Source organism: Collinsella sp. HCP28S3_G2 (assembly GCF_052065125.1).
GTDB lineage: Bacteria > Actinomycetota > Coriobacteriia > Coriobacteriales > Coriobacteriaceae > Collinsella.
The window spans coordinates 1-12,814 of the sequence record NZ_JBQHUO010000003.1; the positions used below are offsets into that span (position 1 = coordinate 1).

Genomic DNA, 12,814 nt, shown 5'->3' on the forward strand with positions numbered 1-12,814 from the left:
GCCCGGGTTTTAATCAAAAAACAAAAAAAAGCAAAAAAAATAAACCGCGCCCCCCCCCCAACCCCCCCCGCCGCCCCCCGCTTTTTGACTCACGCGACACGCTTGCAGATTTAGGTCTAATACTTTTCCCGAAAAGTGAACGAGCAAAAACGAGCCCCCGAAGCATCGACACTTTGTGGAGACCATTTCCTGCAGTTTCATTAAGATTTTCCTGCTGTTTTGGCGTCAAAAAATGTCGATGCTTCGGGGGTCCAAAATAGGTCGTTCACTTCTCGGGAAAAGTATTTGACTTCGTTTTCGACAAACAGAAAGGGGCACCGTAACGCAAACGGGGCCCGCGCTTGGCGAAGGCCCCGTCATGAAAAATCGCGTTCCCCGTTACCTAGTACTGCTCGACGCCCATGTAGCGGCGAACCTCGGGACTGTGGTCAAATACCTTGCCGCGGGCGGCGCGCAGCTCACAGCTCATCGCATAGAAGAAGATCGGCTCCAGGTACGAACGCACGCTGGCAGGCACCTCGCCCACGCCGTACTCAAGCGCATCGAGCACCATAACTGTATCGGTGTGCGTGTTGAGAAATGCCAGTGCGCGCTCCTCCATGGGGCGGCACTCACCAGCGCCAAGCTGCACAAAGTAGAACACGCCGGGCTCGGTAGCCTCGAAGGGACCGTGGAAATACTCGCCGGAGTGGATGTAGCAGCAGTGCTGCCACTGCATCTCCATGAGCGAGCAGATGGCCATGGCGTAGGTCTGGCTAAAGTTGGGGCCGGAGCCCAGGATATAGAAGAACTTGTGCTGCTGGCAGAGCTCGGCAAAGCGATCGCCCAGCTCGGCGTTGACCTTCTCGCGGGCAGCGGGCAGCAGTGCGTCCATCTGCTTAAGGCCGGCGTACATGTCGGCGAGCGCCTCGTAGCCCTCCTGCTGGTCGAGCAGCTCGGCGGCGATCAGAGCGCCGATGCCCTGCGGAACTTCGGCCTGCGACTCGCCCTTGCCCCACGGGTAAACCCAGGTGGTCCACTTGCCGTTATCGATCTTGGAGCCCGCGTAGTCAGTCATAGTCACGACCTCGGCACCGGCGGCCAGCGCCATCTCGCAGCCGTCGACGACCTCTTGTGTGTTACCGCTGTGGCTACAGGCGATGACGAGTGACTTCGGCCCTAGGCTCTTGGGGGCCATAAGGCAAAACTCGCGCGCCGTGTAGACCGTCGAGGTAAACGTGGTTGCCTCGCGCTTGAGCAGCTCATTGGCCGGCATAAGGTCAATCATCGAACCGCCGCAGGCGATCCAAAAGACATTCTCGATCTTACCCTTGCGCTCGATAATTACCTGAACCAGATCGTGTGCGTTCACGGTGACATTCCTCCCTGTGTGGCGGCTTTGAGCGGCGACAGCTCGTACCTGCGGTCGTTCTATGTTGTCCTATTTATAGCACGCAAGCTGTCGCAGGTGAATTCATTTCACCAAACTTGTTCTGTATTGTTCTATCTATGGACGTTAGATGTCGAACACGTAGCGCGACCCCACGATCTTTTGGCGCCCGAGCAGCAAGGGCCGCTCGTCCGCATCGGTAAAGTACGCCTCCATATAAAAGAGCGGCTCGCCGACCGGTACCTCCAACAGCGGGGCCGTCTGAGCATCGGCGAGCGCGATCTCCACGGTACAGGGATCGGACTTGAGCGGTGCGCGGCCCGAATGCACGGCAACGAGCGCAAAAATCGAATTGTCGGTGAGGTCCTCGTCGGCAAGCTGCTGCAGATAGGGATGGTCGGCCAGCACAAAGGCGTTGTTCTCGAGCATGACGGGCACGCCATCGGCCGTGCGCACGCGCTCGACCACGATGAGCTCGCAGCCGGGTTCCACGCCAAAAAACGCCGCGTCCTCGCGCGTCGCCGCAACCACCGTGCGCGACACCAGGCGCGCTCCGGCCGCCATGTCGTTGGCAGCGCAGGCCTCGGTAAAACTCTGGACGTCGCCTTTCTGGACAATCTTGCGCTTGAGCTTGGGCGCACACACAAACGTGCCCCTCCCCTGCTGACGGTTGAGATATCCCGCGCGCGACAACTCCTCAATGGCGCGACGCACGGTAATGCGCCCCACGCCGTAGGACTTCGCGAGCTCCATCTCGGAAGGAATGCGCGAGCCGGCAGCGTACACGCCGCGCGCGATCTCGCCCTTTAGGTCGTCCATAACCTGCTGGTACAGCGGCACGGCGGACACGTCAGTACGGTCGGTCTTGCTATCGGCTACCATCGTTACGCTCCATCCCGTGCATGCTCGGATTCAAACTCTTCAATCGCCGCCATAAACTGCTCGCCAAAGGCGTCGGCTTTTTTCTCACCAATGCCGTTGACCCGGATAAGCTCGTCGCGCGTCTGAGGGCGCAGGCGGCACAGACCGCGCAGGGCCTTATCGGAGAAGACCATGTACGGCGCCATCTCCAGCTCGATCGAAATCTCCTTGCGGAGTGCCCGCAAGCGCTCGAACAGCTCGGCATCGTCGCCCACGCGCGGGCGCTGATCCAGCTCGGCCTCCTCGCGCAGCAGATCCACCGCACGGCGAGCGCGGGCCGAGGCCTTGCGCTTGGATGCACGACGCTTAACGGTAAAGGCAAACGCCTCGTCCTCGACCTCGCCGGCACGCGGGCCCAGCCCAACGACCGGGTACTGTCCCTGTGAGGTTGCCAAATAGCCGCGGCCGCACAGCTGCCCGATGATATCCTTGATGCGCCCGACCGATTCGCTCGACAGCTCACCGTAGCCGCGGTCCTCGTCCAGATGCATCTGGCGAATGCGCTCGGTGTTGCCGCCGTGGAGCACGTCGGCGATCAGCGACTTGCCAAAACGCATGGGACGCGTAGCCACATAGCGCACGGCAGCGCGGGCCATATCGGTGACGTCCTCGACCTCGAACTGCGTGAGGCAGTTGCTGCAGTTGCCGCAGCCCTCGGCGTCGTCCGTGGCGGCACCGCTAGCACCGGCCGCGTCGGTATGCTCGGCCGCAGCCTCGTCGCCAAAGTAGCGCAGCATGTATTCGCGCAGGCAGCCGGTGGTATTGCAGTAGCCCTCCATCTGGCTGAGCAGGCGGTATCGATTCTGGAGCGCCCACGCGCGTTGCTCGTCATCGAGCGCCTCGTCGGCAGCATCGCCGCGATCGATCAAAAAGCGACGCATGCGAAAATCATTGCCGTTCCACAGCAAATGGCAGCTGGCTGGATCGCCATCGCGGCCGGCGCGGCCCGCCTCCTGGTAGTACGCCTCGATGCTCTCGGGCACGTTGTTGTGAATCACGTAACGCACGTTGGGCTTGTCGATACCCATGCCAAAGGCGTTGGTGGCAACCATTACCTGGATATCGTCGTCGATAAAGGCGCGCTGGCTTTGCCGGCGGGCGTCGTTGCCCATGCCGGCATGGTAGCGGCCAACGCGAATGCCGCTGGAGCCCAGCGCCTCGGCAAGCTCGCTTGCCAGCGCATCGACGGTCTTGCGAGTCGAGCAATACACGATGCCGCTTTCACTCGAATGTGCGATCACATAGTCGCGCACCCACGCGGCCTTGGCCTTGTCGCCCATCTCCTCGCAGCCAAAGTAGAGGTTCTTGCGATCGAAGCCCGTCACCACCGTCGCGGGGTTTTGCAGGCCGAGCATCTGCTGAATGTCCGCACGCACGCGCTCGGTCGCCGTAGCGGTAAAGGCCGCCACGATGGGGCGCTGCGGCAGGGAATCGATGAACTCGCGAATCTGCAGGTAGGCGGGACGGAAATCCTGGCCCCACTGGCTTACGCAGTGGGCCTCGTCAATGGCCACGAGCGGCACGCCAATGCCGGCGGCGGCCTCCCGCGCAAAAGCTAAAAAGCGCGGCTCGAGCAGACGCTCGGGCGCCACGTACATAAGCTGGTAGCGGCCCTCGCGCGCCCGCTTGAGCACGGTGTTTTGCTGGGCCGGAGTAAGACTGGAGTTGAGATAGCTGGGTCGCGCACCCGCCGCGAGCAATGCACGGGTCTGATCCTCCATAAGCGACAGCAGCGGACTCACCACAAAGGTGATACCGGGCAGCATGAGCGCGGGCACCTGGTAGCAAATGGACTTGCCGGCGCCCGTGGGCATAACGCCCAACGCATCGCGGCCGGCAAGGATCGCATCGACCATGCGGTCCTGCCCCGGGCGAAACGAGGTGTAGCCAAAATAGGCGCCGAGCGTATCGAGCGCCATCTGCTGCATGCTATCGGTCATGGTTTCCTAACGTCCAAGTCATCTGCCGCCGATTATACGCCGCCACGCGGACCGGTGCCGCACGGCTGCCGGCCACGGGCAATGTAATCCGATGGGAACGAGCGTGGATAATCTCCCACTTTGAGCCCGTCACCAAGCAAAAAACGGGAGATTATCCACGCTCATTCTGCGGGTAGTCATTGGGGACATTCTTGACAAGCGCGGAAACGTCGCTGGTTGAGCATAAGTCAGCGAAAACGCCCCTAAGCGAGCAAGGTGACGTGAAAGAGGAGGGAAGCGTACTTCGGTACGCGACCGACGATTGAACGTCAGATTGCCGCTTAGGGGCGTTTGCAGCGTCGACCGGTCCGCCGTTCGTTAGAACGGCGGAACCAAAGGCGTAGCGTCGAGCCGTTACGCGGTTTGGTAAAACCGCGTAACTTATATGACCATGACGTAGCGGCTACCCACGTAATACTGCTTGCCGAGCAAAACCGACTCGCCGTTGGGACCGGTAAAGCCGGCACGCAGGTTGAGCAGCGGATCGTGCGGAGCGATGCCCAGCTCGGCCGCCTGTTCGGCATTGGCGCGAACGGCCTCGACCGTGCGGTAGCCAACCGAGGCAATCGGCGTTCCACCAACACGCTCGACCTCGGCAAAAATCGACTTGTCCTCAAGATCGGCCGTCAACAGCTCACGGTAGGCGTCAAAGGGCACAAAGATGTTCTCCTCAAAGATAGGCTCGCCGTCGGCCGTACGCACGCGCTTGATATGCAGCAGCAGCGCATCCTTCTGCAGGCCAAAGAACTCCATCTCGTTTTGGCGCGCCGGAACGATCTGGCGATCGATCACATGCGCGCCGGCCTTCATGCCATTGTCGGCACACAGCGCGGTAAACGTCTGCAGCATCGAGGCATGAAACTGGCGGTTGATGTGCGGCGTGGAGACAAACGTGCCACGGCCTTGCTGTTTAACCAGATAGCCATCGGAACATAGCTCCTCGACGGCGCGGCGCACCGTAATACGGCTCACCTCGTACTGCTCGGCAAGCTCAAGCTCGGACGGGATACGCTCCTTGGGTGCATAAACACCTTTCTCGATCGAATCCTTGATTTCGTCGTAAATCTGCTGGTACAGCGGCGCATTTTTGGGTGCAGGCATATCTAATCACTCTTATCGAAATATCGGAATAACAAATACGTATATAACGTCTAGTTTTATGTTACCTCATAACGATAAAACGATACACCCTCCCTACCAAAAAGGGACAGGATTGAGCAGAGCCGGCAAAATGCCAAATACCTTACTTGCCGTCGTCCTGCTGCAAGCTGTCCTGTTCGCTGAGGCGCACCTGCCTGCTGGCCATGCGTGCGGGCTTGTCGGGATCGGGAACGGCCGTGGGCATGGGTTCGTCGACATGACCGCCCCACCAACCGCCCACAAAGTTGAGCGTGTGGAACACGTTGATCACGGCGCCGGGATCAACCTCGCATACCAGCCTGATAATGTCCTGGCTCTCGTAGGTCGAGACAACGGTATGCAGCAGGTACATCTTCTCGCGGCTGTATCCGCCGACGACCTCGGCGCAGCTAATGCCGTGCTGAAAATGGTTTACGTAGGCAGTCATGACCTCGTCTGCCTTACGCGTCGTGATCTGCAGCGTCACACGATCGTAGCGACGATAGAAACTGTCGATGGTCTTGGTCGAAATAAACTGAAACACAATGGAATACGCCGCTTTGTCCCAGCCAAACATAAAACCAAAGATTGCCAGGATAAAGCAGTTAAAGCCAAAGATGACGCCCCAGATGGTCTTGCCTGTGTGGTTGGAGACCCACAGCGCAATAAAGTCGGTGCCGCCGGTGGATGCGCCGGACTTAAGCGCGATGGCAGCACCCAGGCCCGAGACCACGCCGCCAAAAATGATGAGCATGATCTTGTCGCCCAAAAATGGAGCGAAGTGAAAGACGTTGAGGAACAGCGACGAGAGCACGACCTGCATCATCGAGAAGATGACGAAGCGCTTGCTAATGCCGTTCCAGCATAGGAGCGCCACGGGGATGTTGAGTGCGAGCATACCGAGCGAGATGTCGATGTGAACGCCGCCTAGCGAGGTAACGCGATCGAGAAGGACCGCGACGCCGGTAAGACCGCTCGGAAGCAGGTCAGCGGGCCAAATGAACGCCTGGATCAGGAATGTCTGGAGAACGGCAGAGACCGTGACTGCCACGGCAGTAATGGCACGGCGGACGATGGTGAGGCGGCCGAGTACGAGCACGCGGTCTGTGAGCTGATCGATGGCATCCGCCACGCAGGCTCCTTTCGAAGGCAGATATAGTTGTGGGGCATGCCCGCGATTGTAGCATGGAGCGTGCGGGGGCGCCTCAATTCACCCTCTCTCGACAACCATCAGAAGGACCGTGAGGCCGCTCAAAAGAAAAACGCCGTGAAGAGAGCGATCCCTTCACGGCGAATTCGGCATTTGCCCAGATAAAACCTGCCAAAATAAACCTGTCCCTAAATGGCAGGTAGGATGTCACACAGATTGTCAATGACAACGTCGGCGGCAGACTGGTCCAGGTTGACGCCCTCGTGCGGACGCAGCGCCAGGACGCGGGCGCCAGAGCGCTTGCCAGCCTCGATGCCCAGAGGCGAATCCTCGATAACCAGGCACTCGGAAGGCTCCACCCCCAGCGCCTCCATGGCACGCTGGTAGATCTCGGGGTCGGGCTTAAACGCACTGCACTCGTGACCGCTGATGGTGTAGTCCAGCACGTCGGCGATGCCGGCAATCTCCACAAGCTCGTCGATCAGCTCGCGATAGGACGAGCTCGCGATGGCACACTTCACGCCGCGCTCATGCAGCTCACGCATCACCGGCTCCGTCTGCTCGTTGAGAAGCTCGGCATACGGAACGGGGTGGTGAGGGCTGTAGACCTGCTTGTACTCCACGCGCAGGCGCTCACGCAGCTCAACATCGTCGGGCACCAGCGCCTTCCAAATGGCCGGCTCGTTAGACCCCGAAAGGTCGGGGATCTCGTCAAAGTGGAACCCCTTCTCTTCCATAAACGCCACGCGGCGACGGTTGTAGAACCACTCGGTATCGACCAGCACGCCGTCCATGTCAAACAGCACTGCCTTGATCATACGCTCCTCCTTCCACCTGCCGAAAAGGGACAGGTTTATTTTGGTAGGTTTTATCTGGGGTTTGCGGCGCGACAAACACGCCCCCAAAGCAAAAAAGGGGACGGGGCGAAAACCCCATCCCCTTTCAATCAACCCGTAAGGTCTACTTACTTGTGATTAGTAGGAAAGCTTCCACATGTAGCGACGCATGGTCAGCGGGTGCTGACGGGCCTCGGCGATCTGGTTGCCGTACTCACGCATAACGGCGAGGTGCAGCAGCGGGTTGAAGTAGGTGACAACGCTCGCGGGCACGGCGTCAGCCAGGCCGTAGTCCTTGGAGTCGATCAGAGCGACCTTGGCGCCCATGCGCTTGAGGAAGGTGAGGGCGCGGGCGTCCATCGGACGGGTAGCGCCATCGGACATGAAGAAGACGTAGGGCTTACCCTCGGTGGAAACCTCGAACGGGCCGTGGAAGTACTCGCCGGTGTTGTAGGCAGCGGCGTCGATCCACTGCATCTCGGTGAACAGGAAGGCGGCGTGAGAATAAGCCATCTTCTCGGAGGCACCGGAAGCCATGAAGTAGATCATCTTGTCGTCCTTGAAGTCCTGAGCGAACTGCTTGGCAAGACCCTTGGCGGACTGAGCGGCGTTCTCGCAGAGCTCGAAGACGTTGGTGAGGCCGGTGATCATGTCCTCGTAGTGGTCATAGCCCTCGGTCTGCTGAAGGATCTCGAGAGCAAGAGCGATGGCGTAGCCGGGCTTCTCGCACTTGGCAGCGTAGTTGGCGTGGAAGCCGTGGATGATGACGTGGTCGGCGTCGACGGTCAGAGCGGAGCCGGCCTTGTTGGTGAGGGAGACGACCGGGCAGTTGTGCTTCTTGGCGGTCTTGTTGGCCTCGACGGTCTCGGGCGTGGAGCCACCAAGGGAGCAGGTGATCACGAAGGTGTGCTCGTTGACCCAGGAGGGCGTGTCGTAGTTGAACTCGTTTGCGGTGAAGATCTGAACGTTCAGCTTGTCCGTGTTGTTGGCCAGGAAGTACTTGGCGGGGTAAAGGTCGGACATGGAAGCGCCGCAGCCAACGAAGGCGACGCTGTGGATCTCGTGGTTGGACAGGACGTCAGCGACGATCTGCTTAGGGAGGTTAAGGTCGATCTCGTACATCTGACACATTCCTTTCGATTTTTGCGGCGCCACTTTGCCGGACGTGCGCAGGATTACCGTGATTTGGACCGAGTCGCCGGCCCATTGAAGATGTGACATAGGGACTGTCCCTTTGACACATTTAGGGATGGAAGCCTGCCTGGGGTATGGGATGCCAGGCAGGCTCCCCGGGGAAAGCGGTTAGACGCTTGGGCGCGACTAGGCCAGGATGCCGGCCGCGGAGAGGGCGATGCCGCCCACGATGGCGATCACAAGAAGCCAACCGGTGTTGACGTTCTTCTTGATGAGCCAGTACATAAGGCCGGTGAGGCCAAGGGAAATCATCTGGGGCATCATGCCGTCCAGGATGTCCTGGATCACGACGGTGCCGTCAGCGAACTGCAGCGGGGTGGTAGCGCCGATCAGCGTAGCGATCATGCCGCCCACGGACATAAGACCCACGATGCCGCAGACATACATGAGCTTCTCCATGAGGTCGCCGCCCTGAAGCTTGCTCAGGTACTCGTGGCCGCCCTGATAGCCCATCTTGGCTGCGAACCAAGTGATCAGCACGGAAGGCACGATGGAGATGAGCATGGCCAGGATCGGGCCCATGATGGAGCCCTGCTGAGCCAGCTGAACGCCCAGACCAAAGGCGATAACGCGGATGGTGCCCTGGAAGAAGGAGTCACCAATACCGGAAAGCGGGCCCATGAGGGAGGTCTTGACCGCGTTGATCGAATCGGGATCGAAGTTCTCGGGATCCTTGGCGTACTCCTCCTCCATGGAGGCGGCGAGGCCCAGGACGAATGCACTCGTCTGCGGAGTGCAGTTGTAGAACGCCATGTGACGGCGGTAAGCCTCTTTCTTGGCAGCGAGCTGCTTGGGGTCGGACTCATCCGGATAGAGGCGATCGAGCGTGGGAACCATGCCATAGAGGAAGCCCATGTTCATCTGACGCTCGTAGTTCCAAGAGGCCTGGATGGCCCCAGGAGCGCCAGAAGAACTGGCTGACCTTCTTGTTCAGGGACACGTCCTTGGTTGCGGTTGCCATAGTGTGTTCCTCCTTAGTCTTCGTCGTCTTCGAGCGGATCGTAGTCGGAATCGACACCGGCGGCTGCATGGGAACCGTTGAACTTGAAGCCCATGAAGACGACAGCCAGGCACACACCGATCAGAGCGACCGCGATGACGGACAGGTTGAGGTAAGCGGCGAGCAGGAAGCCGATGAACAGGAACGGAGTCATACCCTTCTTGATCATCATGGTGAGCAGCAGGGCCAAGCCGTAGGCGGTCATGATCTTGGTCGAAACGTTAAGACCAGTGGACAGCCACTCGGGGACCATGTTGACGATGGCCTGAACCAGGTCGGTGCCAACAAAGACGGCGAGGAAGATCGGCAGGAAGTACATGACGGCGTACAGACCAGTGCCGACGCAGATGTGCATACGGTAGGCGGTCTTGAACTTTCCGTTATCGATCGCGCTATCTGCCACATGGGTGAGGGCGGCGATGATGGAACGGAACACGATGCCGAGGAGCTGACCCAGGACGGCGACCGGGATGGCGATCGTCATGGCAGTCTCGGCGGAAGCATCGGTCAGGCACGCAAAGGCAGCGGCCACGATGCCGCCCAGGACCATATCGGGCGGAACGGCAGCACCGACCTGCACCAGGCCCATGGACACGAGCTCGACGGCGGCACCGACGGCAAGGCCGGTGGGCACATCGCCCAGCAGCAGACCGACGAGCGTAGCGCCAACGAGGGGCTGCTCGAAGTTAAGACGACCGAGCAGGCGGGAGTCCCACATGCAGAACACGCCGACGAGGCCGACGAGCACCGCACTGATGAACGTATTCATACCCTTCTCCTTTCAGTCAGGCAAAAGCCTGGTTGACTACAGCTTGGCGTCGATGTCGACGCTCTGATACGTGGGGGTCTGCTGGACATAGAGCTTGATGCCCATGTCGAGCAGCTGGTTGATGTCGGCCTTCTGGGTGGCGTCGAGGAAGACGGAGCTGTCCTTGCCGCCGACCTGATCGGCACCGTCGTGGTTGGCGGTGGCGCCCAGGTTGATGGCGTCGAGCTTGTAGCCCTGGCAGAACTGCAGCATCTCGGCAGTGTTGCCAAAGACGAACATGACGCGCTCGCCGAGGGTGTTGAGCTTGTCCATCTTGGCGAGGGCACGCTCGACGGTGAAGACGTTCAGGCGCACGCCCTGGGGCTTGGCCAGCTTAAGAGCGCCCTTCTTGATGTCATCGTTGGCGGCAGCGTTGTCGACGACGATGATGCGCTCGGCCTGAACCTTGGTGGTCCAGGTAAAGACGACCTGGCCGTGCAGCAGACGGTAGTCAAGACGTGCGAGGACGATCTTGGCGGGACCGGAGCTGTGACGGGACGCCTTGGCCTTCTTGGCGGGAGCCGCGACGGCCTCGACCGGTGCGTTGGGGTTGGTCAGACCAGTGCGGGCCTCGTTGATGAGGGCCGCGAGCTCGGTGCCCTTGACGGGGGCGGGGCTCATAGCGAGCGTGAGCGCCAGCGGGATGTTGAAACCGCTGACAACCGTGAACTTCGTGCCGTTCTTGGAAAGCTCGACCATGCTGTTGTTGACCGAGCTGCCGAGCATATCGGTCAGCACATAGACGGTATCGTCCGCGTTGAACGTGGCGATCATGGCGTCCACCTTATTGGTGATGGGCTCCTTGTCGTCACGAGCAAGCGACACGACGTGGACGTTCGACACGTCGCCGAGAACCATCTCGAGCGTGTCTTTGGCGCCTGCGGCCAGGCCGCCATGAGATGCGAGAATGATCTGATTCATCTTGCCTCCTCCTTTTCGTTATGGTCATTATAACGTCTTATACGCTACTTACATTGATAATTAGTATAAAGACCGTTCGCGGTTAAAAATCGACCGTTTACGGGTTTAACGTGCTCGAAACATTGGGGCTGGGTAGGCGGGCACTGGCTGGATAACCCCAGGTCGGATGCCGCACGCAATTCCCTATCGCACGAAGTACCAGGGACTTTCCTGTACGGTGGGCTCCAGCGCGATGCCGGTGCGTTCCTTAAACAGATCCATGTCCTGCGATTTCTCCGTCCACCACGCGTTGGGCTTAAAGGTCATGCTCTCAATGACATGACCGACAAACACACTGTTGCGCAGCTTGGAGAAGTCGGTGTTCATGATCAGGATGGACGCGAGCACCAGCACGATGCCCAGGACTTTGATCGCGCCGGCGGGCTCGGCGTAGACACCAATGCCCAGCAGTACGGTGACAACTGTCTCGAATGACATTACGACGGGAACTTTCGACGTCTCGAGCCCCATGGACAGACCCTGCATATATAAGATGTAAGCCACGGCTGTGGGGATGAGTCCAAAGCCAAGGAACAGCAGCAGCAGCTGTGGCGACATTGCCGCGGCGACATCCGGCCACGGAGCCGCGATAGCTGCCATAACCACACCGCCAAAAACAAAGCCCCAAAACGTGACTGCCAGCGGGTGGACCGTCTTGGTTGCTATTCGGCTAAACACCGCGAGCGACGCACCACAAAGGCCTGCAATCACACCCGACGTGACGCCCCAAACCGAAAAATGAAAACCGGAAAGGTCGCCATTGGTCACTGCAAGCACGCAGCCAACGATGTTAAAGACAATGGCAACGAGCTTGTTAGGGGTCACGTCCTCGCGATAAAGCACGCGGCCGAGCATGACGCCAAACACCGGCGAGGTGTAGAGCAGCACCGAGGCCGTGGACATGCCCACCTCGCCCATGCACTCGTAATAGCAGGTGTTGGCGGCGGCCAAACCGACGATACCGACAAGCGCGCAGGGAACAAGCTCTTTAGGGCTTGCCTTGAACAGGGCCAGCGGACCCTGAGCCACGGTAGACCCCTCACCTGGGCGGCAGCCCATAAACATCAGGACCGGCGCCAAGATAAGCGCTCCGACCAACAAGCGAAAGGCAGCCATGCTCTGGGACGAAACGCCCATGGCCGAGATGCCGTTTACAAAGATTCCGATGCTGCCCCACATAAGCGCGGCGATCAGCACCAGCACATAGCCCAGATCGCTTTTCTTCAACGCAGCCTCCTCGGTATTGTTTCCAATATGTTTCATACTACGTTATAGTCGTTATATACAATTTTCAAGCCACAAATCGCCGAACGGAAAATGATCCGCTGGGGACGGAGGAAAACGGATCACTGAGGGGCTGGTCTGCGTCAGTGATCCGTTTTCCTCCGTCCCCAGCGGATCATTTGGCTGTTGCGGTGAAATAGTTCCTAAATAGAGGCTTCAAGCCCCCAAACAGGAACTATTCCACCGCAACTTAT

11 protein-coding genes and 1 pseudogene are annotated in these 12,814 nt (G+C 59.5%); 1 reads left to right on the forward strand and 11 read right to left on the reverse strand.

Annotation, left to right across the window (positions count from 1 at the left end):
- Nucleotides 1–382 precede the first annotated feature (382 nt).
- From ACTNB2_RS02915 to ACTNB2_RS02925, 3 genes are all read right to left on the reverse strand, one after another.
- Nucleotides 383–1,351 (reverse strand): SIS domain-containing protein, encoded by a 969-nt coding sequence (locus tag ACTNB2_RS02915; protein ID WP_441042273.1) that lies wholly within the window; start codon nt 1,349–1,351, stop codon nt 383–385.
- A 144-nt stretch (nt 1,352–1,495) separates the two neighbouring features.
- Nucleotides 1,496–2,251 carry a GntR family transcriptional regulator gene (locus ACTNB2_RS02920; protein WP_427747837.1) on the reverse strand — a complete coding sequence of 252 codons (756 nt, stop codon included), beginning with the start codon at nt 2,249–2,251 and terminating at the stop codon, nt 1,496–1,498.
- Nucleotides 2,252–2,253: 2 nt separating this feature from the next.
- Nucleotides 2,254–4,230: a RecQ family ATP-dependent DNA helicase gene (locus tag ACTNB2_RS02925; RefSeq protein WP_441042275.1), complete on the reverse strand. Its 1,977-nt coding sequence runs from the start codon at nt 4,228–4,230 to the stop codon at nt 2,254–2,256.
- Between the two features lie 330 nt (nt 4,231–4,560).
- On the opposite strand from ACTNB2_RS02925, the pseudogene ACTNB2_RS02930 reads away from it, so the two are divergent.
- Nucleotides 4,561–4,626 (forward strand): annotated as a pseudogene (locus ACTNB2_RS02930) (hypothetical protein); the annotation flags it as partial.
- Between the two features lie 24 nt (nt 4,627–4,650).
- On the opposite strand, the gene ACTNB2_RS02935 reads toward ACTNB2_RS02930, so the two are convergent.
- The 8 genes from ACTNB2_RS02935 to ACTNB2_RS02970 form a co-directional block, all read right to left on the reverse strand.
- The gene (locus ACTNB2_RS02935) at nt 4,651–5,370 is read right to left on the reverse strand and encodes a GntR family transcriptional regulator (protein WP_441042277.1); all 720 of its coding nucleotides are present in this window, start codon (nt 5,368–5,370) and stop codon (nt 4,651–4,653) included.
- A 142-nt stretch (nt 5,371–5,512) separates the two neighbouring features.
- Entirely contained in the window at nt 5,513–6,520 is a 1,008-nt protein-coding gene (locus ACTNB2_RS02940) for a YitT family protein (RefSeq protein WP_441042279.1), read from the reverse strand.
- 206 nt (nt 6,521–6,726) lie between these two features.
- Nucleotides 6,727–7,356, reverse strand: a complete 630-nt coding sequence (locus ACTNB2_RS02945) for an HAD family hydrolase (protein ID WP_441015582.1) — start codon at nt 7,354–7,356, stop codon at nt 6,727–6,729.
- A 156-nt stretch (nt 7,357–7,512) separates the two neighbouring features.
- The gene (locus ACTNB2_RS02950) at nt 7,513–8,496 is read right to left on the reverse strand and encodes an SIS domain-containing protein (RefSeq protein ID WP_441042281.1); all 984 of its coding nucleotides are present in this window, start codon (nt 8,494–8,496) and stop codon (nt 7,513–7,515) included.
- Between the two features lie 198 nt (nt 8,497–8,694).
- Nucleotides 8,695–9,429 (reverse strand): PTS system mannose/fructose/sorbose family transporter subunit IID, encoded by a 735-nt coding sequence (locus tag ACTNB2_RS02955; protein WP_441044925.1) that lies wholly within the window; start codon nt 9,427–9,429, stop codon nt 8,695–8,697.
- A 113-nt stretch (nt 9,430–9,542) separates the two neighbouring features.
- Nucleotides 9,543–10,337 carry a PTS mannose/fructose/sorbose/N-acetylgalactosamine transporter subunit IIC gene (locus tag ACTNB2_RS02960; protein WP_154518546.1) on the reverse strand — a complete coding sequence of 265 codons (795 nt, stop codon included), beginning with the start codon at nt 10,335–10,337 and terminating at the stop codon, nt 9,543–9,545.
- Nucleotides 10,338–10,373: 36 nt separating this feature from the next.
- Nucleotides 10,374–11,297 (reverse strand): PTS mannose/fructose/sorbose transporter subunit IIAB, encoded by a 924-nt coding sequence (locus ACTNB2_RS02965; protein WP_427719486.1) that lies wholly within the window; start codon nt 11,295–11,297, stop codon nt 10,374–10,376.
- A 183-nt stretch (nt 11,298–11,480) separates the two neighbouring features.
- Entirely contained in the window at nt 11,481–12,599 is a 1,119-nt protein-coding gene (locus ACTNB2_RS02970) for a DMT family transporter (RefSeq protein ID WP_441044924.1), read from the reverse strand.
- Nucleotides 12,600–12,814: the final 215 nt, after the last annotated feature.

Coding starts and splice junctions, on each gene's coding strand:
- ACTNB2_RS02920 (WP_427747837.1), bottom strand. CDS start 2,251: ATGGTAGCCGATAGCAAGACCGACCGTACTGACGTGTCCGCCGTGCCG.
- ACTNB2_RS02925 (WP_441042275.1), bottom strand. CDS start 4,230: ATGACCGATAGCATGCAGCAGATGGCGCTCGATACGCTCGGCGCCTAT.
- ACTNB2_RS02935 (WP_441042277.1), bottom strand. CDS start 5,370: ATGCCTGCACCCAAAAATGCGCCGCTGTACCAGCAGATTTACGACGAA.
- ACTNB2_RS02945 (WP_441015582.1), bottom strand. CDS start 7,356: ATGATCAAGGCAGTGCTGTTTGACATGGACGGCGTGCTGGTCGATACC.
- ACTNB2_RS02950 (WP_441042281.1), bottom strand. CDS start 8,496: ATGTACGAGATCGACCTTAACCTCCCTAAGCAGATCGTCGCTGACGTC.
- ACTNB2_RS02955 (WP_441044925.1), bottom strand. CDS start 9,429: ATGAACATGGGCTTCCTCTATGGCATGGTTCCCACGCTCGATCGCCTC.
- ACTNB2_RS02960 (WP_154518546.1), bottom strand. CDS start 10,337: ATGAATACGTTCATCAGTGCGGTGCTCGTCGGCCTCGTCGGCGTGTTC.
- ACTNB2_RS02965 (WP_427719486.1), bottom strand. CDS start 11,297: ATGAATCAGATCATTCTCGCATCTCATGGCGGCCTGGCCGCAGGCGCC.
- ACTNB2_RS02970 (WP_441044924.1), bottom strand. CDS start 12,599: ATGAAACATATTGGAAACAATACCGAGGAGGCTGCGTTGAAGAAAAGC.